Below are 23,814 nucleotides of genomic sequence, written 5' to 3' on the forward strand. Positions count from 1 at the left end.
GTCCCAGGTGACATGATGGTGATATGGCCAATCCCAGCTCTGACAGCAAGTCCCAGTATGGCTACCTGCCGTCGCTGCCAGACATGCCGTCAGCAATCGTGGTGGCGCGGGTCATCGTCATCGGCTTCTCGGCGCTGTGGGCCGTCGTCGTCTGTGGAATGTGGGTAGCGGGCCGCAGCAAGGGCCAGACGACGCTTGGCCCGGTCCTGACGTCATTTGCCTTGGGCATGGACTCGGGGAGTTGGGTGCAATACCTGCTCATCCCGCTGGCAGGGTGCGTTCTCACCATGACGATGGGCCGGGGCCATGCCATTGACCGCTACCTGTTCACCGTGCTGTCCCTGGTGTGGATGTGGAGACTCTCTCGAGGCAGCGAGCTGGTGGGGGGTTTCGACGTCATCGGGATCATGATGGTTGCGGCAGTGCTGGTGACGGTGTGGAGCAGCCCCGTCAACACCTGGATCAAGATCATCGCCGAGCGGGACAAGGCCATTGCCAACCCTCCGGAAGGAGGTTGGCTGGAGCCAGGTCAGGGCCAGCCATGGCAGACCGCGGTACGAGGCACATGAGTTCAGTCGCGACACGAGAGCTCAACGAGTGACAGAGGGGCTGGTCAGCACCATGCGGACCAGCCCCTCGTCGTCACACTGAAGCATCACTCGACGCTGGAACGCCGTGCCGACTGAGGTCGGCTGGACTGCCCCTTGCGGCGGGCCTTGAGCCACTCGAAGAACATTGGCAGTACCGACACCACGATGATGAGGAGCAGAGCCGCCTCGAAGTTGTTGCGGATGACGGGGACCTGGCCCAGGAAGTAACCGGCCTGAACGGCAATGAGTACCCAGAGGACGCCACCAATGGCGGTGTAGGAGATGAATTTGCGGAAGTTCATCCGACCGACGCCAGCGATCATCGTCACGAAGGTACGGACGATCGGCACGAATCGGGCAAGGATGAGGGCCACGGACCCGTGCTTGCGGAAGAAGTCATGGGTGGTGTCGACGTGTTTGGGCGAGAACACCTTGCCCATGAACCCCTCTCGCTCCCGGAAGAGCTTGGGGCCCACCATGTATCCGATCCAGTAGCCGCAGATGTTTCCTGCGATCGCACAGACGATGAGGACCAGGTTGACGATGATGAGGGTCGTCGCCGGGGGTCCGTAATGGACCAGCGGGACGGAGGAGTTGACGCCTACGGCAGCGAACATTCCCAGGGCGAAGAGCAGAGAGTCCCCGGGCATGAAGAACACGGCCATTCCGCATTCCGCGAAGACGATCAGTGCGACGATCCACAGGGCTGCGGCACCGGCGCCCTGGATGATGGCTTGTGGGTCCATCCAAGCGGGGGTGAGCAGGGCGGGGAGGGCCATGAGGAAACTCGGCATGGGGTCAAGACTATCCTTGGTTCGTGTGTGCCCCGACCGACGATGACCTCGTAGAGGCCCCCTCACTGCAGATTCCTGGCCAGAAAATGACCGCAGCTGTAGGTGTCGGGCCGATGCCCGAACCCTGGCCCGATGACTCAAGACTCGATCCGGAACTGTTGGCATCAGGAGATCGACGCAATGTCGTCGATCGGTATCGGTACTGGACGATGGAGGCCATCGTCGCCGACCTCGACACCCGACGTTCCCGGTTGCACGTGGCCATCCAGAACTGGGAGCACGACTTCAACATCGGTTCCGTGGTGCGCACTGCCAATGCATTCAACGTCGCGGATGTGCACATTCTGGGGCGACGACGCTGGAACCGACGCGGTGCGATGGTCACCGATCGGTACTTGCATGTTTACCACCACCCGGACGTCCCCTCCTTCCTGGAGTGGCTTGACGAGCACGGCGTCACCCTCGTTGGCGTGGACAACCTGCCGGGATCAGTACCTCTGGAGACCGCGCGGCTCCCTCAGGACTGCTGCCTGGTCTTCGGCTCGGAAGGTCCTGGACTGACCGACGAGGTCGTCGCGCAGTGCGACCAAGTGGTGGCCATCACCCAGTACGGATCGACTCGTTCGATGAACGCTGGAGCTGCTGCGGCGATCGCCATGTATGCCTGGACGACCCAGCTGCGCGAGCCTCCAAACCCACCCACCGACTGACCAGGAGAACCGCGACCCCTAGGCTCGTGCCATGAGCACACAACCCACCGAGGCCCCAGCACGTCTGGTGGTGGCGTTCAATCCAGTGCCGAGTGCCTCCCGGGTTGCCCACCATCACGCGACGAGATTCCGGCTTGCCGTGCAGGCCCTCGTCGTGGTCATCATCGGTGGACTGCTGTGGGCATTGACTGCTGACGCCTTCGAACTGTCCACCGTGATGTGGATGTTTGGTGCCTGGGTGGTGCTGTTCCTGGTGCTCTTCGTCATTCAGAATCTGCGTCTGCACGCCGCGCGCAAGGATCTCCTCGGCGTCGGGGAAGGGCCAGCCCTCATCGTCACTCCTGAGGGTTTGAACCTTCGACGGATGCTGCGCACCGGAAAGGATGACTCGACCGCACCGTCCATGGACGAGGTCGACTGGAAGGACATGGCGTCCATCAAGGTGAGCGAGCCGTCGATCGGATCGGGCCCTGGGGTCGTCCTCCACGCTGACGACGGCCGCCAATGGGAGGTCCCGCTGTCCTGGCTGGATCACTCGTTGACAGACATCGACGCCGCGATCTCAACGGCGTCGGGTGGCCGGGTACGCCTCGAGCGGCCCGACACCGCCGACTGATGTGGGTTGCGCAGCACCTTTGAGCGCGCTGGGGTGCCGGACTGACATCGCCCGGCCGGATGAGGAAGAATAGATCTCGTCATCGCAAGTTCATACAGGAAGGCGCAATATGCCTATCGCAACACCCGAGGTCTACGGCGAGATGATCGATCGCGCGAAGAAGAAGGGCTTCGCGTACCCGGCCATCAACGTGACCTCCTCCCAGACCCTCAACGCCGCCCTTCAGGGCTTCACCGAGGCCGGTTCTGACGGCATCATCCAGATCTCCACTGGTGGCGCCGAATACGCTTCCGGTCAGACGGTGAAGGACATGGTGACCGGTGCGGTTGCTCTCGCCGAGTACGCCCACGTTGTCGCCAAGAAGTACCCCATCAACGTGGCCCTGCACACCGATCACTGCCAGAAGGAGAAGCTGGACAAGTACGTCAACCCGCTCATCGCCATCTCGCAGCAGCGCGTCGACAAGGGCCAGGACCCGCTGTTCAACTCCCACATGTGGGACGGCTCGGCCATCGAGGTCGAGGAGAACCTGCAGATCGCCGAGGAGCTGCTCTCGCGCACCTCGAAGGCCAAGCTGATCCTCGAGATCGAGGTTGGCGCTGTTGGTGGCGAGGAGGACGGCGTCACCGGCGAGATCAACGAGAAGCTGTACACCACCGTCGCCGACGGTATGCGTACCCTCGAGGTCCTCGGACTGGGCGAGAAGGGCCGCTACATCACGGCCCTCACCTTCGGTAACGTCCATGGCGCCTACAAACCCGGCTTCGTCAAGCTGCGTCCGGAGATCCTCAAGGAGATCCAGGACGAGTGCGGCAAGAAGTACGGCAAGGACAAGCCGTTCGACCTCGTCTTCCACGGCGGCTCCGGCTCCACCGCCCAGGAGATCGCCGACGCGGTGTCTTACGGCGTCGTCAAGATGAACGTCGACACCGACACTCAGTACGCCTTCTCCCGGCCGGTCGTCGATCACATGTTCTCCAACTACAATGGCATGCTGAAGATCGACGGCGAGGTCGGCAACAAGAAGATGTACGACCCGCGTTCGTGGGGTAAGAAGGCCGAGGCTGGCATGGCTGCCCGCGTCATCGAGGCCTGTGAGCGTCTTGGCTCGAAGGGCACCTCGGTCAACGCCTGAGTATGCCTGTGCAGAATCCCGGCCAGTCCTATGGTGAGGAATGGCCGGGATTCTTGCGGTCATCGGTGCGATGGCAGTGGTGGAGGTGGAGTGTCGTTGGCCCGCACTGTTGCGTTCCAGTCGACGAGCCACTTTCCATCAACGGAGGTCATGATGACGGTCATGATTGGTTCTGCTGTCGAACGTGAATAGATGTCCGCTGATCGTGTTGGAAGAGGCCCCTCGGAAATGAGTATTCCTTCGTTTGGCGCGGCTTTGTCATCGTGGTAGGCCTTGAAAATAGCTTGGCCCCACTCTTCGGCTTTCTTGGAATGACCATCCCAGCCGGTATTGGGTGCGACGAGGTCCTGAACGCGGTCGTTGTCAATAGTGTCAGGGGTTGATATGGCCTCGGCGAAGTAGGCCGCTATGGCGACGTCACTTGGCTGAAGTTCGTCATCATGATGCTGCACCAGAAGCGTGCCTCCAATCCCGGCAGCAGCGGCCACGATGGCACATATCAGATACGTTAGAACAGCTTTGATGTTCATTGATCTCTCCGGGCGGTAGCTGAATTCATGTCAAGTGAAGTGTCCATGTTGTCCGTCCCAGGTGCTTCTTTTTCCAGCTGAATTAACTCTCTTTTGAAGCGCAAAGAATGGTATGTTGTGGGTGTTGGTGCTGTGATAGGTTAGGAGCGGCTGTTTTCCGCTTCTTCCTGTGACGATCATGCTATGATAGCACGCACTATTGTATCCATATTGAACGACGTTTCCGTGCCACATGTCGTAGTAGTGCGATGCGAGCCTAGTGCGTTTATTCGCTAGCGCAAATGATCGGAATTTTCCGACGTTGACCCATGATGCTGAGGTGTACTGAGGCCATTTGAGGTAGAACCATGATCTGTCTGTATTCTTCCATACTAGGTTCCCGGTGTATCCCCAACCAGATGCCTCCATGCATTGAGAGACGAAGTTCGTGCAGTCTCCTCCCCGTCCCGAGCCATCAAAGCGGCGATAGGCGCCGTTGTAGTGCGACCAGTATTTGTTGGCGTATGCGGCTGCTTTGAAACGGCCTGATTTGCCGGCTGATCTCTCGCTTAGCTCCGGATTGGTTCGCGCCTCCATCTCGTAAAGTTCGGCAGTTGACGGTGCTGGATCGGGGAGTTCGCCGCGGTGAATGTCTTTTTGTGGTGCAAGGATCGCTTGGCGAAGAGGCTCTGGCAATGTGCCGATGTCATCGGCTGAGGGGATGATGATGTTTTGGATATGAGATCCCTGGAGCGCCAGGATGACGGGAATAGTCTCGGCCCAGGTGTGATTGTCGTCGATGGCGTACCGGAGAGTGAGTGTGACTATTTGGAAACGACCTTGGTGGGTGGAAGTATCCTGGCTTCCTGTAAGAACGACTTCGTTGAGTCCTAGGAGTTGTCCCAGAATATCCGGTGCCTCAGTGCCAATCGATGTTTGGATGGATGCATAGTCGTTAAGTGACTGTCTTGCCTCAGTTCCGAGTGGCACATCTCTGGCGAGACGATCGATAGCTCCTACGCACCCTCGAATGGCTGAAGTATCAATTGAGGTGGCGGCCGTTAGGGCGAGGAAGGTTCTTCTGTGGATGGTCACTGTTTCTCCCCTGGGGTCGAAGTGTATCCCCATGATGGATATTGGTAGTATGCAAGGAGAGATTAACATGCGCTAAGTGCCGGGTACTGCGCGATGCTATTGATATGAGGATTTGGGGGTGCGATCACACTTTCCAGCCTGATGAGATGTCGGGTGGTGCCCGAAGCGACCGTGGCGGTGACTCACTCCTCGGTGACGACCGGGGTGTCTCCGGGCCGCGCCCACTCGCTCCACGAGCCGTCGTAGATGCCGACGTCCTTGCGTCCGGCCAGGGTTGCGGCCAGCGCGATGACGCAAGCTGTCACACCGGAGCCGCACGTCGCGACGATGGGACGATCGCCCGCGGCATCGTTGACCAGCTGTTGCAACTCCTCAACGGGGCGAATCCGGCCGTCGTCGATGACCTGGGTGTAAGGCAAGTTCGTTGCCGTCGGCATGTGACCGGCACGCAGCCCGATGCGGGGTTCCGCGACTTTGCCCGCAAACCGCTCGGCGGAGCGGGCATCGACGATGCGAGGAGCGTTCGGGTCATCCGCGGCGGCAATGATGCGCAGTACCTCTTCTTGGTCGACGATGGCGCCAGGAATCGCAGTCAGGGTGACATTGCCAGGCTCCGACGTCGGGGTGATGTCAGTCGTCAGGTGTCCGCCAGCGGCCACCCAGCCGGCATTTCCACCCTCCAGGATCGACACATTGTCGAAGCCACAGGCGTGCATCATCCACCACGGCCGGGCGGATGCGAAAAGGAAGTCGTCCTCGGTGACGATGACGTGGGAGTCATTATTGACGCCCAGCTCGCGCAGTCGTGCCTGGAACTGGGGCACCGATGGCATCGTGTGGGGAAGTCCGGTCGACTGGTCGCTCATGGGGCCGTCGAGATCGAAGGGAAGGGCTCCAGGGACATGCGGCACGCCAGGGCGGCAAGGGGACACGTCGACGATGACGATGCGGACGGCGTCAGAGCTCTCGAGTAGTTCCATGAGGGCCTGCGGATGGACCATGGGAGTGGGGCACAAGGTCTCAGCCATAGTTGCATCATGTCACCGACGATTCCACCCAGAGATATCCTCAACGGGCAATTGATCAGTTGAACACAGTTCAAGTGTGAAAAAGGGGCCCACCTGTCCCAAACGCTCTCGGCAAGTGGAATCATGGAGCCATGAGTCCGCGAAAGATTGGCGTTACCGAGCTCGTGCTCCGCGACGCGCATCAGAGCCTGCTTGCCACCCGCATGGCCATGGAGGACATGGTTGATGCCTGTGCCGACATTGATGCGGCAGGTTTCTGGTCCGTTGAGTGCTGGGGTGGAGCTACCTTCGATTCCTGTATCCGATTCCTCAACGAAGACCCGTGGGAGCGTCTGCGCACCTTCCGCAAGCTGCTGCCGAATTCACGGCTGCAGATGCTGCTGCGTGGCCAGAACCTCCTGGGCTACCGTCACTACAACGATGAGGTCGTCGACAAGTTCGTCGAGAAGTCGGCCGAGAACGGCATGGATGTGTTCCGTGTCTTCGACGCACTGAACGACCCGCGTAACCTCGAGCATGCGATGGCTGCCGTCAAGAAGACCGGCAAACATGCTCAGGGCACCATCTGCTACACCACCTCCCCGATTCACACCCCGGAGAGCTTCATCAAGCAGGCCGATCGCCTGATCGACATGGGTGCCGATTCGATCGCCTTCAAGGACATGGCGGCCCTCCTCAAGCCGCAGCCCGCCTTTGACATCATCAAGGGCATCAAGGAGAACCACCCCGACGTGCAGATCAACCTGCACTGCCACTCCACCACGGGTGTCACCCTGGTCACCCTGCAGAAGGCCATCGAGGCTGGCGTCGACGTCGTCGACACTGCCATCTCCTCGATGTCGCTGGGGCCGGGCCACAACCCGACCGAGTCCCTCGTCGAGATGCTCGAGGGCACCGAGTACACCACTGGCCTCGACATGGATCGCCTCCTCAAGATCCGTGACCACTTCAAGACGGTTCGTCCGAAGTACAAGAAGTTCGAGTCGAAGACGCTGGTCAACACCAACATCTTCCAGTCCCAGATCCCCGGCGGGATGCTCTCCAACATGGAGTCCCAGCTCGAGGCTCAGGGCGCTGGCCATCGCATGGACGAGGTCATGAAGGAGGTGCCGCGCGTCCGCAAGGATGCCGGCTTCCCGCCGCTGGTCACCCCGTCGTCCCAGATCGTCGGAACCCAGGCCGTGTTCAACGTCCTCATGGGCAATGGCGAGTACAAGAACCTCACCGCTGAGTTCGCCGACCTCATGCTCGGCTACTACGGCAAGCCGATTGGTGAGCTCAACCCCGACATCGTCGAGATGGCCAAGAAGCAGACCGGCAAGGAGCCGATCGACTGCCGTCCCGCTGACCTGCTCGAGCCCGAGTGGGATGATCTGGTTGAGCAGGCCAAGGGCCTCGAGGGCTTCGACGGCACCGACGAGGACGTCCTCACCAACGCCCTGTTCCCGGGAGTTGCCCCGAAGTTCTTCAAGGAGCGCCCGGAGGGCCCGAAGAGCGTCGCGATGACCGAGGCACAGCTGAAGGCCGAGAAGGAAGGCACCGGCGCTGCTGGTATCGCCGGACCGGTCAACTACAACGTGACGGTCGGTGGCAACAGCCACCAGGTGACCGTCGAGCCTGCGTGAGGATGATCGCCAACTATGGCTGAGAAGAAACCAATCAAGCTGGCCGACACGATGGCCGGCCGAATCGAGCAGCTTGCTGACCAGCGCCACAAGATGGAGCTGGGTGGCGGCGAGGCTCGACTCGAGAAGCAGCGTGAGAAGGGCAAGCAGACTGCCCGTGAGCGCATCGACAACCTCGTTGACGCCTACTCCTTCGACGAGGTCGGTGCCTTCCGTGAGCATCGCACCACCCTCTTCGGCATGGACAAGGCCGAGGTTCCCGCCGACGGTGTCGTCACCGGTCGTGCGACCATTCATGGTCGCCCGGTGCACGTCGCCTCCCAGGACTTCACCGTCATGGGTGGTTCTGCCGGCGAGACCCAGTCGACCAAGGTCGTCGAGACCATGGAGCAGTCTCTGCTCACCGGCACCCCGTTCCTGTTCTTCTACGACTCGGGCGGCGCCCGAATCCAGGAGGGCATCGACTCTCTGTCCGGGTACGGCAAGATGTTCTACGCGAACGTCAAGCTGTCGGGCGTCGTGCCACAGATCGCCATCATCGCTGGCCCCTGCGCCGGTGGTGCCTCCTATTCCCCGGCTCTGACCGACTTCATCATCATGACGAAGAAGGCCCACATGTTCATCACGGGCCCTGGAGTCATCAAGTCGGTCACCGGTGAGGAGGTCACCGCTGACGACCTGGGTGGCGCCGATGCGCACATGTCCACCTCGGGCAACATCCATTTCGTGGCCGAGGACGACGACGCCGCGGTGCTCATCGCACAGAAGTTGCTGAGCTTCCTGCCGCAGAACAACACCGAGGACGCCCAGATCACCAGCCCCAACAACGACGTCTCCCCGCAGCCTGAACTGCGCGAGATCGTCCCGTTGGATGGCAAGAAGGGCTACGACGTCCGTGACGTCATCTCCAAGATCGTCGACTGGGGCGACTACCTCGAGGTCAAGGCTGGCTGGGCGACCAACATCGTCACCGCCTTCGCCCGAGTCAACGGTCGTACCGTCGGCATCGTGGCCAACCAGCCGAAGGTCATGTCGGGCTGCCTCGACATTGACGCCTCCGACAAGGCTGCCGAGTTCATCACCTTCTGCGACTCCTTCAACATCCCGTTGGTGCAGTTGGTTGACGTTCCTGGCTTCCTGCCTGGTGTCCAGCAGGAGTACGGCGGCATCATCCGCCACGGCGCGAAGATGCTGTACGCCTATTCCGAGGCCACCGTCCCGAAGATCACCGTGGTGCTGCGCAAGGCATACGGCGGCTCCTACCTGGCCATGTGCAACCGTGACCTGGGTGCCGACGCCGTCTACGCCTGGCCGAGTGCGGAGATCGCGGTGATGGGTGCCGATGGCGCCGCCAACGTCATCTTCCGTCGTGAGATCAAGAACTCTGAGGATCCCGCAGCCACTCGCGCTGCCAAGATCGAGGAGTACCGCAACGCCTTCAACACGCCTTACGTGGCTGCCGCCCGTGGACAGGTTGATGACGTGATCGATCCCGCCGACACTCGTCGCAAGATCACCGCCGCACTGGAGACCTACGCCACCAAGCGCCAGTCCCGTCCGGCCAAGAAGCACGGCGTCATGCCGTGCTGAGTGAAGAAGGCTGATGGGAGGACAAGATGAGTGAGAACAATGAACTCGTCATCGAGACGCTGAACAAGCGACTCGCGGCGCTGGAGGCCGAGGTTTCCCGGCTCAAGAAGACCAGCAAGGACGTTCCTGAGGACGTGCTTACCGTCATCTGCGCCGCCGTTTCGGCTTACCTGGGCAACGACGGAAAGGTTCAGGCCGTCCGTTTCGCCCCGAGTGAGACCTGGGTCCGTCAGGGACGCAGGTCTCAGCAGAACCATTCGATTCGTTGACCTGGAGAAACTGACATGAAGCTCAAGGTGACCGTCAATGACGTCGCATATGACGTGGACGTTGACGTTGACAAGACCCCCAACGCGCCGATGGCGCCGATCCTTTTCGGTGGCGGCTCCGGCGGCCCGATGAAGGCGTCTGGTGGTGGCGCCGGTAAGGCTGGCGAGGGCGAGGTTCCCGCCCCGTTGGCCGGCACCGTTGCCAAGATCCTCGTGGCCGAGGGTGACGCCGTCAAGGCTGGTCAGGTGCTCATGACCCTCGAGGCCATGAAGATGGAGACCGAGATCAACGCCCCGGCGGATGGAACCGTCAAGGGCATCTTGGTCGCCGTCGGTGACGCCGTCCAGGGTGGCCAGGGCCTGGTGGCTCTGGGCTGATCCCCGGCACGCAGACCGCAGTGGCGCCGCACCTTCGGGTGCGGCGCCACTGCCATGTGCCACGGGTGTCCTGCGACTGAGCTCGTGAGGCCGTTCGTCACCAGTCGCGTCGCCCGCAGGAACGATGGCTGCAGGCCGTGACGAGAAACGGACCGCCCCCTGAAGAGGCGGGCCGGACGTGATTCAGATCACTTGAAGACGATGATCTTGCGTCCGGTCGGGGTGTGATCCCACAGCCACTTCAGACCCGACATGTTGCGGATGTTGATGCAGCCATGCGAGCTACCGTTCCAGCCGTCGCGGGCAAATCCCGACGAGTAGTGGATGGCTTGGCCCTTGTAGAAGAACATTGAGTATGGCATCGGGGATCCGTAGGAGGTCGAGAAGTGGTTCTTGTCCTTCCAGTAGATCGTGTTGACGCCTTCCTGGGTGGGCATGCTGGGACGACCGTAACGAGCGTCCAAGGTGATGAGGATGCGCCCATTCTGGACCATCCACAGCTTGCGCTGATTCTTGGAGGCGCAGATGACGGTTCCCGTCATGCAGCGGCGGTCAAGACGAGCACCCGAGTTGTTGATCGGAAGACTCACCGGTGCCGAGACGGGTTTGGAAGACACCGCAGAGACCGGGATCCAGCTCTGCATGGAGTTGAAGACGACCGGCATCCAGCCGTTGTAGTTCGGGCCACGACGCACGACGCGGGTGCCCTGGCGAGCGGTGCCCATCGAGCGGAAGGAGGTCGAGGCGCCGGTACGCATCGTCTGGTCCTTCTTCACCCAGAAGGTCTGGGGACGGGTGGAGGTGACGGTGTTGCCCGGCAGCCAGCCCTGCTTGCCCTGGTAGAAGACCGGGGCCCAGCCGTTGCGGTTGGGGCCGCGGCGAACCATGGCGGTCGTGGCATGGGTACGTCCCATGGAACGGAAGGAGGTCGAGGCGCCAGTGCGTAGCTCGGTCTCGACGTAGATCCACTGAGTCTGGGGATGCCAGGTTGTCACCGTGCTGGCAGGAACCCAACCCTGAGTGTTCCTGTACAGCACTGGGGCCCAGCCGTTGTAGTTCGGACCACGACGGATGAGGGCATGGGTGGAAGCCGTGCGTCCCATGGAGCGGAAGGAGCTGGAGGCACCGGTGCGAAGGTCGGAGGAGAGGTACACCCACATGGTCTGCGGGTAGGTCGTCGTCATGGTGTTGGTGGGAACCCATGCCTGGCTGCCCTCGTAGAGAACTGGGGCCCAGCCGTTGCGCTCGGGGCCACGGATGACGATCTTCTTTGCAGCCCGCGTCCGTCCCATGGAGCGGAAGCTGGACGATGCGCCGGTGCGCAGGTCGGTGGAGATGTAGGTCCACAGGGCTCGCGGCTGGTCGGTGGTGAGAGCGCTGGTGGGGATCCAGGCATTGGTGTCGCCGTGGCGGATTGGGGCCCAGCCGTTGCGCTCCTCGCCATGGATGACGACCCGGGTGGTCGCCGAGATCCTGCCCATGGAACGGAACTGCGTGCCGGCTCCGGTACGCAGATCGGTGGCGACGTAGATCCAGGCGGTTTCCTCGATCTTGGTCGGATTCGTGGCCGCGGAGTTCTTCGCCGAGGGAATCGACTCGGTGGAAACCTTGGGGGTGGCCGGAAGGCTCGGAGTATCCGGCTCAGTTGTCGCGGGGGCGGTCTCCGGGGCGGAGGAACCCTCCACAACGGCGGGGGTCGTCGCTGGGGCAGCGGGAGCCTCAGGAGCGTTGACGGTGGACGCAGGCCGCGAAGGGGAATCCGTGGCGGTTGGCGGGGTCGAGGGCTCCGCATTGGCAGTACCGACGATCCCGACGGGCAAGGACATGGCCAGAGCGGCTGCCAGGCCGGCAGCGCGAGCGGAGTGCATGGATCAAACACCTTTCGGGGATGTGGACGACAAGATGGTACGCCATTTCTGCAATGACTCCGACTTGGTTCCTGTGAGCTCCGGTGCAGTTGTGGCAGGATCTTCGCCCTGGGATGGCGCCGCAGCATCCGAGTCAGCAGGAACCGTGGCGCCATTGACATGTGGCCAGGTGCTCGTCAACTGTTCTTCGCGCGGGTGCGGGTCTTGGCGCGCTCGTGGGCGTTCAGCTCCGTCTTTCGGATGCGGACGACGTCCGGGGTGACCTCGAGGCACTCGTCCTCACGGCAGAATTCGAGCTGCTGCTCCATGGAAAGCCTGGTGGCCGGGATGAGGCGTTCCAGCTCATCACCGGTCGAGGACCGTACGTTGGTGAGGTGCTTCTCCTTGGTGGGGTTGACGTCCATGTCGTCGGGGCGGGAGTTCTCGCCGACGACCATGCCCTCGTAGGTGTCGTCACCGGGGGCGACGAACATCGTGCCGCGCTCCTGCAGGTTGAACAGGGCATAGGAGGTGACGACCCCCTGACGGTCGGCCACCATCGAGCCGCTCTGACGGGTGCGCAACTCGCCCACCCAGGGCTGGTAGTCCTCGAAGACCTGGTTCATGATGCCCTGACCGCGGGTCTGGGTCAGAAACTCGGTGCGGAAGCCGATGAGACCGCGGGCCGGGACGACGAACTCCATGCGCACCCAGCCGGAGCCGTGGTTGACCATGTGCACCATCTGGCCCTTGCGCAGGCCCATCATCTGGGTGACGGCGCCCATGAACTCCTCGGGGGCGTCGATGGTGACGCGCTCGAAGGGCTCGTGCAGCTTGCCGTCGATGGCCTTGGTGACGACCTGGGGCTTGCCGACGGTGAGCTCGAATCCCTCACGACGCATCTGCTCGACGAGGATGGCCAGCTGCAACTCGCCGCGGCCCTGCACCTCCCACATGTCCGGTCGGTCGGTGTCGGCCACCTTGATGGAGACGTTGCCGATGAGTTCCTGGTCGAGGCGGGCCTTGAGGAGACGCGCGGTGAGCTTGTCACCGGACCGACCCGACAGCGGAGAGGTGTTGATACCGATCGTCATCGACATTGACGGCTCGTCAACGTGGATGAGGGGCAGCGGGTCCGGGTTGTCGGGGTCGGAGAGAGTCTCACCGATGGTGATGTCGGGGATGCCCGCGATGGCGACGATGTCGCCCGGGCCGGCCTTCTCGGCGGGGACGCGCTCAAGGGCCTCGGTCATGAGCAGCTCGGAGAGCTTGACGTTCTGGACCGAGCCGTCACGCTTGCACCAGGCCACCGTCTGTCCCTTGGAGATCTCACCGGATGCGACGCGGCACAGGGCCAGACGTCCGAGATAGGGGGACGCGTCGAGATTGGTGACGTGGGCGCGCAGCACCCCGCCCTCCTCATAGGTGGGAGCCGGGATGTTCTCGAGGATGCAGTCGAACAGAGGCTGCAGGTCGGGGGAGTCCGGCATCTCTCCGTCGGCGGGCTTGCTGAGGCAGGCACGTCCGGCCTTTGCGGAGGCGTAGACGACCGGGACGTCGAGCAGGGAGACATCGTCGTCGTCGGAAAGATCCATGAACAGGTCGTAGGTTTCCTCGACGACCTCGTCGATGCGGGCGTCGGGGCGATCGACCTTGTTGAGCACGAGGATGAGCGGAAGCTTCTTGGCCAGGGCCTTGCGCAGCACGAAGCGGGTCTGGGGGAGGGGGCCCTCGGAGGCGTCGACGAGGAGGATGACGCCGTCGACCATCTCGAGGCCACGCTCGACCTCGCCGCCGAAGTCAGCGTGTCCAGGGGTGTCGATGATGTTGAGGGTGATCTCCTCGCCGTCGCTCATGACGTGCTTGACGGCGGTGTTCTTGGCGAGAATGGTGATGCCCTTCTCGCGCTCGAGGTCCATCGAGTCCATGACGCGCTTCTCGACCTCGGCGCCCTCACGGAAGGCTCCCGACTGCCACAGCATCGCGTCGACCAACGTGGTCTTTCCGTGGTCGACGTGGGCCACGATGGCGATGTTGCGCAGATCCTTGCGTACGGGCATGCAGAACTCCGGTTCAGATCGAGGATGGGGACACCGCGACGGGGCCGCGGGGTTTCGGCGGGCGAAAACGCTCCACCGTGAAGTGTAGGTCAGGGCAGGGTTGAGCTACGAATGAGCGAGTCGGCGCAACTGTCAGAAGTGCCGACGCGGTGGCTGGATCGCTGAGTTCTCGGCGGCGGTGTGAGTGCCGTCGCACCACTGGACGGGTGGCACCTGTGTCTTGACCTGGTCGATGTGTTCGCCGCATCCGGCCCACGTCGTCTTGCCACAGACGTCACACCTGATGGGTCGGCACATGGTGGTGATCCTTTCATTTGGCTGGAACAAGTTTATGTCACATGCCCTTGCAGACGGCCCGAGCGAGCGCCTCGGCGCGTTTCGCCCTAGGCTTGGGAGTATGGCTGAGGAGCAGAACACCGATCCGACCACAGAGATCGAGGAACAGGACCACGGCGTCCACTTGCCGCCGGACCCGGCCATTCGCAAACTCGCCAAGCGGGGACGCGGCGAGTTCATGGCGGTCATCAAGGAGCATCCGTCCTCGACGTTGTGCTGGGCCCTGCTGGCCGAGGGATCTCTGCTGTGCGGCACTGACACTGCCGATGTCGCGGCCTATGCCTATGCCCGTACCGGGCGTGACCTCGGTTTGGAACAGCTGCGCGATGCCGGCTGGGACGGCGAGGGCGCTGTCGACTGGGGCTACCTGCCGAACCAAGGGGTGTTCCGCTGTCTTCATGCCCTCGCAATGGCGGCCGAGAGGCTGGGATTTGGCGATGAGTCCGATGACGCCGACACCCTGCTGCGTGAGATGAGTGACGAGGCTTGGCGAGCGCTGCGTGGCGACGAGGTTCCGTCCGACGGCGCTGTGGACGTCGAGGTGGATGAGGACAAGTCCGACGGTGATCAGGGGAACGATCACCAGGAGTGACGGATTCTCCGGCCGGATGAGGTCAGGAGGTTGACACGGGGATCTTCCACATTCATCCTTGATGTAGGACGTCCGATGTCCTATGTATGGTCACAGTGCACAACAAAGGTGTGTGTCGAAAGGAAATACTGTGAGTACTTGCGAGGTGCACAACGCACCAGGCAATGGCCCAAGCCACTGGTGGCAGTACCTCAGCCGCACGCAGTGGAAGGCCTTCTTCGCCGCGTGGCTTGGTGTCTTGCTGGACGGCTATGACTTTGTTCTGATTTCGTTCGCCCTCCCGGCGATCATCAAGGCTTTCGACCTCACCCTGGTGCAAGGCGCGGCGCTGGTGTCCGCGGCGTTCATCTCGCGCTGGCTGGGCGGACTCATCCTCGGTGCGATGGCCGACCGCTTCGGCCGTAAACCGGCCATGGTGACGTCGATCGTCATGTTTGCCCTCGGATCCATCGCGATGGCCCTGGCGCCCGGCTACTGGTTCTTGTTCCTGTGTCGGTTGGTCATCGGATTCGCAATGGCAGGTGAGTACTCGTCGAGTGCCACGTACGTCATCGAGTCTTGGCCGCGTCACATGAGGAACAAGGCTTCGGGATTCCTGCTGTCTGGATTCGCCTTCGGCGTCATCCTCGCCGCGCAGGTCGACAAGTACCTCAATGGCTGGGTGGAGTCGTGGCATCCCGGTTGGGGATGGCGTGCGCTGTTCCTGACTGGCATCGTTCCTATCGCCGTCGCACTGTACATGCGGCGCACCCTTCCAGAGGCCACCGACTGGCAGGAGGCTCAGGAGCACGACAACGTCCAGGAAGACATGCTCACGATTCTGTTCAAGGGCCCCTGCCGCTGGGCGAACATCATCGGTTGTGTGGCGGCAGCGGCTCTTCTGCTCCTGATCTTCTCGGAGCTGAGTATCCCAGGCTGGCTCATTGCCGTCCTCGGCATAGTGACCAGCGCGATCTTCATTGCCTTCGTCGTTCAGTTCGATCGAAGTCGCTGGCTGATCGGCGTGGCCATCATGGTGACGATTTTTGCGTCGTTCATGTACACTTGGCCTATCCAGGGTCTGCTGCCGACCTACCTCAAGGGCGTCGGTATGGCCCCGACCACTGTGGCCAACGTCGTGAGCTTCGCCGGACTGGGCAATGCCTGTGGTTACATCATCGCCGGATTTGGTGGTGACCGATTTGGAATGCGTCGTTGGTACGCAATCAGCTTGATCATTTCTCAGACCCTCGTTTTCCCGCTCTTCCTACAGGGCGGAAAGTACGTCGTCCTCGTCGCGGCGTTGCTCTTCTTCAACCAGATGTTTGGACAGGGTATTTCCGGCCTTTTGCCCAAGTGGGTGTCCAGCTACTTTCCGGTCGAAAAGCGCGCTGCCGGCCTCGGATTTTGCTACAACGTCGGTGCTCTCGGTGGTGCTGTGGGCCCGGTCATGGGTGCGTCTGTCGCGGCGAAGTGGTCGTTGGGTGGTGCCCTGGCAGTTCTGTCAGTCGGTTTCGCCTTGGTCGTCATTCTGTCGATCGGACTCAACATCCCGCGCAAGCTTCAGGTACTGGTCTCCCCGGAACATGTGCGTCCCGAAGATGGCGACGACGAGTTCATCGCTCAAGTGCAGTGACGACAACAACCTCGTATGAAGCATTGAATGATTCGTGGTTGACGTGGTCAAAGGAGGTAGCCATGGTGGTTCCATTTGTCGTAGGCGGGTACGCCGCGATGCCAAGGACTCGGGTCGAGCAGGAGAAGTTCTATTCCGCCCTTGCACAGACTGGCTGGGTCGACGGAATCGAGATCCCGTATCGTGATGGTGTCGACGCTGACCCGCGCTGGCTGGCGGACCAGTTGCGCAACCGATTCACCCAGTGCGTCGTGACGGCCATTCCGGGGACGATGGGGCGTCTGGCTAACGATCCTGACTTCGGGCTGGCCTCACCCGATGAGGAGGGTCGGCAGCGGGCGATCGCCTGGATGAACGGTCTCGTCGAAGACGCGTTGTCCCTGCACGAGATGGTTGGCCACCGTGTTGTCCGTTTCGTTGAGATTCATTCGGCACCCAGCAACCGCGCCGAGCCGACCGCCCTCAAGGTCTCCCTGGCGGAGCTTTCCAGCCTCTTCGCAGATGCCGAGCTCACTCCCGTCATTGAGCACTGCGATGCTTCGGGCGGAGTTGGCCCGGGGGAGAAGGAATTCCTCAGCCTCGATGACGAGATCGCAGCCGTGTCTGGCAGTGACGTCCATGTGACGATCAACTGGGGACGCAGCGTGGTTGAGTCCCATGATCCAGATCTGCCGGCCCGTCAGGCTGCCCGCCTTGCCGATGCCGACCTGCTCGGTGGAGCGATGGTTTCCGGCGCTGGACCGGAAGCCACCCAGTACGGCCCGGTCTGGGGAGACGCCCATCTGCCACTGCGTGACGACGAGCCGACCAGCCTGCTCACCGCCGACCGCGTCGGATCGTTCCTGGCTGCCGCCCGAGGCCTGCAGTCCTACCAGGGCATCAAGATCCAGACCCCTGCCGATGCCACCGTCGAGCAGCGACTGGCCATGATCACCCACATCCACGACGCCATGGCGCCGGCATGACACTCACCACAACAATTTCGAACACCATGAAGGACATCACCATGACCACGAAGTTCCACGGAGTCATTCCCCCCGTCGTCACCCCGCTGACGACCGACGGTGACCTCGACGTCGCCTCCTACGAGAGGCTCATCAATCGCCTCATCGAGCAGGGGGTTGACGGCCTGTTCGTCCTCGGCTCCACCTCCGAGGTCGCCTTCTTCGACGACGAGATGCGCGGACGAGTGCTGAGCGAGGCCAAGCGAATCATCGCTGGCCGCGTTCCCCTACTCGCCGGCGTCATCGACACCGAGACCCTGCGCGTCATCCGCCACATTCGTCAGGCCGAGGAGATCGGGGCTGACGCCGCCGTCGCCACTGCGCCGTTCTACGCGATCACCGGTCCGACCGAGATCGAGAACCACTTCCGGGCCCTGCATGAGGCCACCCAGCTGCCGCTGTTCGTCTACGACATCCCGGTGTGCGTGCACGTCAAGGTGCCGGTCGACCTCATGATCACGCTCGGTCGCGAAGGGGTCATTGCCGGGTGCAAGGATTCCTCCGCCGACGACGTCTCCTTCCGGCGTCTGGCCCTGGCCAACCGCGCCGCAGGGTCTCCGCTGGCCTTGTTCACTGGGCACGAGGTTGTCGTCGACGGTGCTTTCATGTCCGGTGCCGACGGTGTCGTCCCGGGTCTGGCGAACGTCGACGCGACCAACTACGTGAAGATGTACAAGGCCTATCGCGAGGGCGACTGGGAGATGGTGCGCACCGAACAGGACAAGGCCACCGAGCTCATGGAGATCGCGTTCGCCCCGCAGGGAGTCGTCGGTCCTGCCGCCGGCGTCGGGGCGTTCAAGACCGCCATGCAGCTGCTGGGCATCATTGAGGCCAACACCATGTGCGTCCCGCTGCCTACCTTGGTCGGTGAAAATGTCGAGAGGGTCGCCGAGGTGCTGCGTCGCGTCGGCCAGCTCGCGTGATGATGGGGAGAAGTCGATCATGAGCACGTTCACCAACAGGATCATTGCGTCGATGGCGGGAGGCCTTGTCGTCTCGTGCCAGGCCTACCCAGGAGAACCCCTCCGACACCCGGAGACGATGGCGCAGATGGCCGCTGCTGCCGAGCTCGGGGGAGCGGCCGCTGTGCGGGCCCAGGGGCTCTCCGACGTCGCCGCCGTCAAGGGTCGGGTCAGCGTCCCGGTGGTCGGCATCTGGAAGGAGGGCGACGAGGGCATCTACATCACCCCGACCCTTCGTCACGCGCGCTGCGTGGCAGCTGCCGGGGCCGACATCGTCGCCCTTGACGGCACCCGGCGGGAGCGCGCCGATGGCCTGAGCCTCGCCCAGACCATTGCAGGTCTCAAGGACGAGTACGACGTCGTCGTCATGGCTGACTGTGGATCGGTTGATGACGGCCTCGCGGCGGCTGAGGCCGGAGTTGACCTCGTCGGCACGACGCTGTGTGGCTACACCGGTGAACGTCCCAAGACGGATGGTCCTGATTACGAGGTCATCGAGACTCTCGTCAAGGAGCTTGACGGCAGTCGCCCATTGATTGCCGAGGGACGCATTCATACCCCTGAGCAGGCGCGTCGCGCGATGGATGTGGGGGCCCACGCCGTCGTGGTGGGAACCGCGATCACCCACCCGACCTCGATCACGGGATGGTTCCGCGACGCTCTGACGTGAGTGTGGATCGACGAAGGGGTGTGTAGCGAGAATGTTCCTGTGCCCGGTTGCTCCGCCTCGGGGACAACTGGGCACAGGCATCATCGAGACCCGATCGTAGAGCGTGAGGCCGTCAACCAGGACAGCGGAACACGGGTCAGGAAAAGTCCCTGCCACTCGCGCTCCCACAACACGGCCAGGTCCCCGTCAGGCAGCTGCGTCATGCACTGGTAGACGTGGTGACGAGGATTGAGAACCCGGTTGTGAGGCCAGGTAGTTCCATCGTCATACGAGAGCCTCAGGACTCCACATCCTCGAAACGGGAGCATCTGTGACGCGTTGGCGAACACGATCCCCGGAATACCGTCGACGTCGACCTCAATGGCGTTGGGCTGACTGAAGATCTCGGTCAGTTGGTCAACGAAGTCCACCGGACCCCAGGTCTGTCCTCCGTCAGCACTGACAGCGTGGGCAACCCGTCCAGATGGATGCTGATTGCGCATGAAGACGTGAACTGCACCGTCCTGGCCCTCGACCAGGACGGATTCGTGGAGGGACCCGCGGTCGTCGCGCAAGTCGCGTGAATGGACGGTAGTTCCATACAGGTCGCGGCCGTCATTGGGTGACTCTCCCAGATGCCAGGTCTGTCCGCCATCGTCGGAGTGGACGGCGGCGCAGGAGAAGGTGACACCCTCTTCGTGGTTGTAGTAGACGGGGACGAGTATGCGGCCAGAGTGGTCGCCTCGCGAGAGCTGAATGGCATTGCCCGGGGATGTGCCGAAGAAACGCATCCACTCCTGTTTGACCTGGCTGTTGAGATCGATGGGATCACTCCAAGTCAGGCCGTCGTCGTCACTGGTGACCATCTGGAGGTAGCAGGTGCGGACGGTGAGCACGGACTCATCCGGATCGACGCCGTGAGCGAGATGGATGTTGCCAGCCGGTTGCCCATCCTTCGTGACGTTGCCGCGTTCGTCGACGATGAGATCCGTCGAGGCACCATCGGTCGTCTCGACTGAGCCGTCCCCGTTGAGGACGTAGTGATTGTCGTCCTCATCGGTGAGTATCTGCCGTCCTGACTCGTCGAAGCCGGTTCCCACGCAACAGTTCGGCTGCCCGATTCCGCCCGGGAAATGATCGATGAGCACGAGGACGCGACCGGTGTTCTTGTCCTGGACCAGGACGGAGTCGATCACCGAGGCGCCCAGAGGTCCCGAGCCGGGGTAGGTGATCACGGTCTGAACGGGTTCCCAGGTTCGCCCGTCATCAAGGCTCCGGCGAATGACGAAGTTGATGTCGTTGGGGGAATCATTGGCGATGGACACGCGTTGGTCAGCCCCTGCGATGAGCACGCCGGACTCGAGGCGGATGATCGAAGGGATCCGGTAGCTTCGCGATCCGTTCAGGCCCATGTCGAACAGTGCCACCGTCTCGAGAGGCATGACGCCGGCGAGACGCTTCACTTGGTGGTCTGAAAGCACGGAGTCATAGATCATGGCCGTTTGTGCCTCGCCGAAGAGGCGGGTGCCATCCAGATCGGAGCCGACAACGACGCGGTCGATGGTCCCGATGTCGTCGAAGAATGCGGTGCCAGGATCGTGGCAAACCTGATATCCGTCGGCATAAAGATCGATGGCGCCTCGTCCGCTGACGGCGACGACGTCATGCCAATCGCCGTCATCCCAGTGTCCGTGTGCGCGGCTCGACGCGATTATCTGATTGTCCTGGACGACGGAGTATTCCAGATCACCGTCATGAATGGACAGCCGCAGGGCGCCGCCATTGCCATGGGCCGCGATGATCGTCCCGCCCTGCCCGCTACCACGGGTACGGAAGCGGGCGCGGATGGCACCGTCGCGCAATTCAGAGCACCGGGCAGCGTCACGGGGAGACAGTGCCGCTGCAGAAAACTGGATGAGGGGTGTGACTGCTGCTGATCGCGCCAGTATGGCTTTTCGTGACAGAGGGGAGTCCCAGACCGTCACATGGCGAATGTCGACGATCTCGTCGGGGTCAACCCGGAACTCCGTCACCTTGATGTGCGAGAACCATGCGACAAGGGTTGTGCTGAAGGATTCGTAGCCGTCAAGGAAAAGATGAGTCCCGGAATTGTCGCAGGTGAGACCGATGGAGTGAAGCACGGAGTCATCAACGCCGAGTGCGTCTTCTGCATCGAGGACGCGGGACTGGCCATCTGTCGAGATGACTCCAGAGAGGTGGCCGCCGGTGACCTCGACCTCGATTTGTCCGGATTCTCCGACTGCCGTGAATACCTTGCCGTCAATGGAGCACGTCAGATCAATGAGGAGGGAGCCAGAGTCCAGGCGGCTGAGGGCCCCGACGTCAATGGAGTCGTTGATCGTGGATGCTGGACCTTCAAGGTCCAGCATCGGTGTGGGGCGAGATGTGGGAGTCATCCAAATCCTTTCGGGGTCGTCGTTGACACTGGACATCCGACGTCCAATGTCAATATGATGGCACACGAGCAGGGGCGTTTCAAGAGTTGGGCTCACCTCGTTTCGTGTGAATCAGGTACGGGCGTCGTGACCCGCAGTGTTGAGCCGTCCACGAATGGCATCGAAGTGGTGCCACATGGCGTTTCGACTGGCCTCCGAATCATTGCCGACGACGCAATCCGCGATGAGGTCGTGAGCGTCACGATTGGCCTTGACAGCGTTGGTTGGCGGCAGTCGGAGACCGGCGAGGTTGAGGGAGTCCCAGAACACGTCAATGAGCTCGCGAGCCAGCTGATTGTCCACACCAGCGTAGAGAGTCCGGTGGAATTGGCGATCTGCCGCCGCGGAGTCCTGGGGATCGTCCATCCGTGCTGCCAGAGCGTGCAGTTCGCGACCGGTCGCTGCGCTGATGGAACCGGTCACCTCGGCCGCCAACGAGCACTCCAACAATGCGCGGACCTCCACCATCTCTCGCAGCCCCGTGAAGTCTTTGTTCCCAGCGGTGTCGGCGCTGACCTGCTTGACGCTGCGATACACGAGACCCGGACGAATGGTCGACGCCGAGGCTGTCGACAGGTAGGTGCCCAAGCCACGTCGGACCTTGAGGATTCCCAGCGCCCGCAATTCCCGCACCGCTTCTCGAACGGTTCCGCGTGCCATTCCGAAGTGCGTCGCCAGATCCTGTTCGATCGGAATAGGGTCTCCGGGGGTCAGATCCGAGGAGAGAATCCACTCGAACACCCGCTGTGCGGCAGGGTTGAGGTTGTCGGCCAGGTGGACGGCATCGTTCGGATCTGACATGCCGCTTATCATGTCATGATCGGCATGATCTCGACACGGAAAGCCCCCTTGGTCGACGCGGGCTCGCAAAAGGCGAAAGAATGAAGACACAGCGACGTCAAAGGCGTCGCCAGACCCAGGAGCGCGACATGAGTGAACACGTTGTTTTCCGCGACATGCGGCCCGAGGACGTCAAGGTGATCACCTTCGGGGAACCAGGGGCACTGATCGATCGCATTGATCGTCCCGACGTCGTCGCCCGGGTTGCCCTCCACGAGGACCGCATCGTCGGATACGCGGTCTCCTGGCTCGCCGTGGTGCATCGCACTCGTCGTTTCATCGACGTGGAGATCCATCCTGATTCCCGCGGCCGTCGTATCGGTACCCGCCTGGTGCGTCAGATTCAACAGCGGGTGGAGCGTCCCCTGGCCACCAAGGCCATCGCAGGTTCGGATGCCGAGAACTTCATCCTTTCCCTGGGCGGCGAGATCTACACGTCCTGCCCGCCGTTCGAGCTGCCGCGTCGTCACTTCGGTCGTGCCATTGAGTCACTCGCAGAAGTGAGCCTCGGCCCCGGCGGGGCCATCTCGGGTGCGACGCTGGCCCCCGGTGTGCTCGAGACGCTGTGGGAGCAGACCTACGTGTGGGTGCACGAGTCGTGGTCACCGGTCGACGACAGTGAGGCCGCTCACGAGGCGCTACGTCAGGAACTCGTGGACCTTGACGCGGAAGCCACCCGGGTCGCCCTCGTCGACGGTCAGCCCGCAGCTGTTGCCTTTGTCTTCGTTGACGAGAACCCAACTGTCGTGGCAGAGACCGTCCAGGCTGACGCCCCTGAAGGTGACGCCGCCGTCGCCTCGGCAATGTCCTCGGTCATCAGCTGGGCAGATGACGCCGGTTACAAGCGTGTCAACTTTGACGGACATCGCAGCGATCCTCACTTCGGCCCGCTGGCCTCACGGCTTCCCCTCGAGGGGGCACGCCTCAATCTGTTGGAGATTCCAGTTCTGCCGCCTGACGTTGCTGGCGAGGTAGCGACCGGTGAGAATGGTGCGACTGTCGCCTGATCGACCTTGACGTGTTGACGGCGGAGGGTCATGCGGGGCGGGGGGAGTCCCTTCGCCCCCGGCCTGACGCCGTGGATGTCGTAGCAACCACGTAATGTGTGCCTGGT

23 protein-coding genes and 1 pseudogene are annotated in these 23,814 nt (G+C 62.3%); 14 read left to right on the forward strand and 10 right to left on the reverse strand.

Features of this window, described 5'->3' with window-relative positions:
- Positions 1–83 precede the first annotated feature (83 nt).
- Positions 84–569: a hypothetical protein gene (locus ACUCCZ_RS00810; RefSeq protein ID WP_435918447.1), complete on the forward strand. Its 486-nt coding sequence runs from the start codon at positions 84–86 to the stop codon at positions 567–569.
- Positions 570–655: 86 nt separating this feature from the next.
- Here ACUCCZ_RS00810 and ACUCCZ_RS00815 read toward each other — a convergent pair whose 3' ends face one another.
- Entirely contained in the window at positions 656–1,384 is a 729-nt protein-coding gene (locus ACUCCZ_RS00815; RefSeq protein ID WP_435918399.1) for a DedA family protein, read from the reverse strand.
- Between the two features lie 113 nt (positions 1,385–1,497).
- On the opposite strand from ACUCCZ_RS00815, the gene ACUCCZ_RS00820 reads away from it, so the two are divergent.
- The 3 genes from ACUCCZ_RS00820 (at position 1,498) to fbaA (ending at position 3,845) form a co-directional block, all read left to right on the forward strand.
- Entirely contained in the window at positions 1,498–2,094 is a 597-nt protein-coding gene (locus ACUCCZ_RS00820) for a TrmH family RNA methyltransferase (RefSeq protein ID WP_435918398.1), read from the forward strand.
- Positions 2,095–2,233: 139 nt separating this feature from the next.
- Positions 2,234–2,710, forward strand: coding sequence for a hypothetical protein (locus ACUCCZ_RS00825; protein WP_435918446.1), 477 nt, complete (start codon positions 2,234–2,236; stop codon positions 2,708–2,710).
- Positions 2,711–2,819: 109 nt separating this feature from the next.
- Complete coding sequence (gene fbaA, locus ACUCCZ_RS00830; RefSeq protein ID WP_435918397.1) at positions 2,820–3,845, forward strand: class II fructose-bisphosphate aldolase; 1,026 nt, start codon at positions 2,820–2,822, stop codon at positions 3,843–3,845.
- A gap of 59 nt (positions 3,846–3,904) precedes the next feature.
- Here fbaA and ACUCCZ_RS00835 read toward each other — a convergent pair whose 3' ends face one another.
- From ACUCCZ_RS00835 to ACUCCZ_RS00845, 3 genes are all read right to left on the reverse strand, one after another.
- Positions 3,905–4,336: a hypothetical protein gene (locus ACUCCZ_RS00835; RefSeq protein WP_435918445.1), complete on the reverse strand. Its 432-nt coding sequence runs from the start codon at positions 4,334–4,336 to the stop codon at positions 3,905–3,907.
- A 69-nt stretch (positions 4,337–4,405) separates the two neighbouring features.
- Positions 4,406–5,449 (reverse strand): amidase domain-containing protein, encoded by a 1,044-nt coding sequence (locus ACUCCZ_RS00840; protein ID WP_462981544.1) that lies wholly within the window; start codon positions 5,447–5,449, stop codon positions 4,406–4,408.
- Positions 5,450–5,631: 182 nt separating this feature from the next.
- On the reverse strand, positions 5,632–6,477 hold the full coding sequence (locus ACUCCZ_RS00845; protein WP_435918395.1) for a sulfurtransferase: 846 nt from the start codon (positions 6,475–6,477) through the stop codon (positions 5,632–5,634).
- A gap of 131 nt (positions 6,478–6,608) precedes the next feature.
- On the opposite strand from ACUCCZ_RS00845, the gene ACUCCZ_RS00850 reads away from it, so the two are divergent.
- The 4 genes from ACUCCZ_RS00850 to ACUCCZ_RS00865 are packed head-to-tail and all read left to right on the forward strand — an operon-like array spanning position 6,609 to position 10,339.
- Positions 6,609–8,102, forward strand: a complete 1,494-nt coding sequence (locus ACUCCZ_RS00850; RefSeq protein ID WP_435918394.1) for a methylmalonyl-CoA carboxytransferase subunit 5S — start codon at positions 6,609–6,611, stop codon at positions 8,100–8,102.
- A gap of 15 nt (positions 8,103–8,117) precedes the next feature.
- Positions 8,118–9,692, forward strand: a complete 1,575-nt coding sequence (locus ACUCCZ_RS00855) for an acyl-CoA carboxylase subunit beta (RefSeq protein WP_435918393.1) — start codon at positions 8,118–8,120, stop codon at positions 9,690–9,692.
- A 26-nt stretch (positions 9,693–9,718) separates the two neighbouring features.
- Positions 9,719–9,961: a hypothetical protein gene (locus tag ACUCCZ_RS00860; protein ID WP_435918392.1), complete on the forward strand. Its 243-nt coding sequence runs from the start codon at positions 9,719–9,721 to the stop codon at positions 9,959–9,961.
- 15 nt (positions 9,962–9,976) lie between these two features.
- On the forward strand, positions 9,977–10,339 hold the full coding sequence (locus ACUCCZ_RS00865; protein ID WP_435918391.1) for a biotin/lipoyl-containing protein: 363 nt from the start codon (positions 9,977–9,979) through the stop codon (positions 10,337–10,339).
- A gap of 188 nt (positions 10,340–10,527) precedes the next feature.
- On the opposite strand, the gene ACUCCZ_RS00870 is transcribed toward ACUCCZ_RS00865, so the two are convergent.
- The 4 genes and pseudogenes from ACUCCZ_RS00870 to ACUCCZ_RS00885 form a co-directional block, all read right to left on the reverse strand.
- The gene (locus ACUCCZ_RS00870) at positions 10,528–10,881 is read right to left on the reverse strand and encodes a L,D-transpeptidase (RefSeq protein ID WP_036976266.1); all 354 of its coding nucleotides are present in this window, start codon (positions 10,879–10,881) and stop codon (positions 10,528–10,530) included.
- 888 nt (positions 10,882–11,769) lie between these two features.
- Positions 11,770–12,207: pseudogene (locus tag ACUCCZ_RS00875) on the reverse strand (hypothetical protein); the annotation flags it as partial.
- A 176-nt stretch (positions 12,208–12,383) separates the two neighbouring features.
- Positions 12,384–14,246 (reverse strand): translational GTPase TypA, encoded by a 1,863-nt coding sequence (typA, locus tag ACUCCZ_RS00880; protein ID WP_279186978.1) that lies wholly within the window; start codon positions 14,244–14,246, stop codon positions 12,384–12,386.
- Positions 14,247–14,378: 132 nt separating this feature from the next.
- Complete coding sequence (locus ACUCCZ_RS00885) at positions 14,379–14,543, reverse strand: hypothetical protein (protein WP_435918390.1); 165 nt, start codon at positions 14,541–14,543, stop codon at positions 14,379–14,381.
- A 100-nt stretch (positions 14,544–14,643) separates the two neighbouring features.
- Between ACUCCZ_RS00885 and ACUCCZ_RS00890 the strand changes: the two genes are divergently transcribed.
- The 5 genes from ACUCCZ_RS00890 to ACUCCZ_RS00910 all read left to right on the forward strand — a co-directional run bounded on the left by ACUCCZ_RS00890 (position 14,644) and on the right by ACUCCZ_RS00910 (position 19,425).
- Positions 14,644–15,174: a DUF3151 family protein gene (locus ACUCCZ_RS00890; RefSeq protein ID WP_435918389.1), complete on the forward strand. Its 531-nt coding sequence runs from the start codon at positions 14,644–14,646 to the stop codon at positions 15,172–15,174.
- A 130-nt stretch (positions 15,175–15,304) separates the two neighbouring features.
- Positions 15,305–16,789 carry an MFS transporter gene (locus ACUCCZ_RS00895; RefSeq protein ID WP_435918388.1) on the forward strand — a complete coding sequence of 495 codons (1,485 nt, stop codon included), beginning with the start codon at positions 15,305–15,307 and terminating at the stop codon, positions 16,787–16,789.
- A 62-nt stretch (positions 16,790–16,851) separates the two neighbouring features.
- Complete coding sequence (locus ACUCCZ_RS00900; RefSeq protein ID WP_435918387.1) at positions 16,852–17,754, forward strand: DUF4862 family protein; 903 nt, start codon at positions 16,852–16,854, stop codon at positions 17,752–17,754.
- On the forward strand, positions 17,751–18,716 hold the full coding sequence (locus ACUCCZ_RS00905) for a dihydrodipicolinate synthase family protein (protein ID WP_435918386.1): 966 nt from the start codon (positions 17,751–17,753) through the stop codon (positions 18,714–18,716). Before ACUCCZ_RS00900 ends, ACUCCZ_RS00905 begins: the two co-directional genes overlap by 4 nt.
- 19 nt (positions 18,717–18,735) lie before the next feature.
- Positions 18,736–19,425 (forward strand): N-acetylmannosamine-6-phosphate 2-epimerase, encoded by a 690-nt coding sequence (locus ACUCCZ_RS00910; protein ID WP_435918385.1) that lies wholly within the window; start codon positions 18,736–18,738, stop codon positions 19,423–19,425.
- Between the two features lie 80 nt (positions 19,426–19,505).
- Here the strand turns inward: ACUCCZ_RS00910 and ACUCCZ_RS00915 are convergent, their stop codons facing one another.
- Complete coding sequence (locus tag ACUCCZ_RS00915) at positions 19,506–21,821, reverse strand: exo-alpha-sialidase (RefSeq protein ID WP_435918384.1); 2,316 nt, start codon at positions 21,819–21,821, stop codon at positions 19,506–19,508.
- A 111-nt stretch (positions 21,822–21,932) separates the two neighbouring features.
- Positions 21,933–22,673, reverse strand: coding sequence for a FadR/GntR family transcriptional regulator (locus ACUCCZ_RS00920; RefSeq protein WP_435918383.1), 741 nt, complete (start codon positions 22,671–22,673; stop codon positions 21,933–21,935).
- A 68-nt stretch (positions 22,674–22,741) separates the two neighbouring features.
- Here ACUCCZ_RS00920 and ACUCCZ_RS00925 point away from each other — a divergent pair, with 68 nt between their 5' ends.
- The gene (locus ACUCCZ_RS00925; protein WP_435918382.1) at positions 22,742–23,707 is read left to right on the forward strand and encodes a GNAT family N-acetyltransferase; all 966 of its coding nucleotides are present in this window, start codon (positions 22,742–22,744) and stop codon (positions 23,705–23,707) included.
- The last annotated feature ends 107 nt before the right edge of the window (positions 23,708–23,814 follow it).

The sequence above is a fragment of the Cutibacterium nasicola genome, from assembly GCF_052654715.2.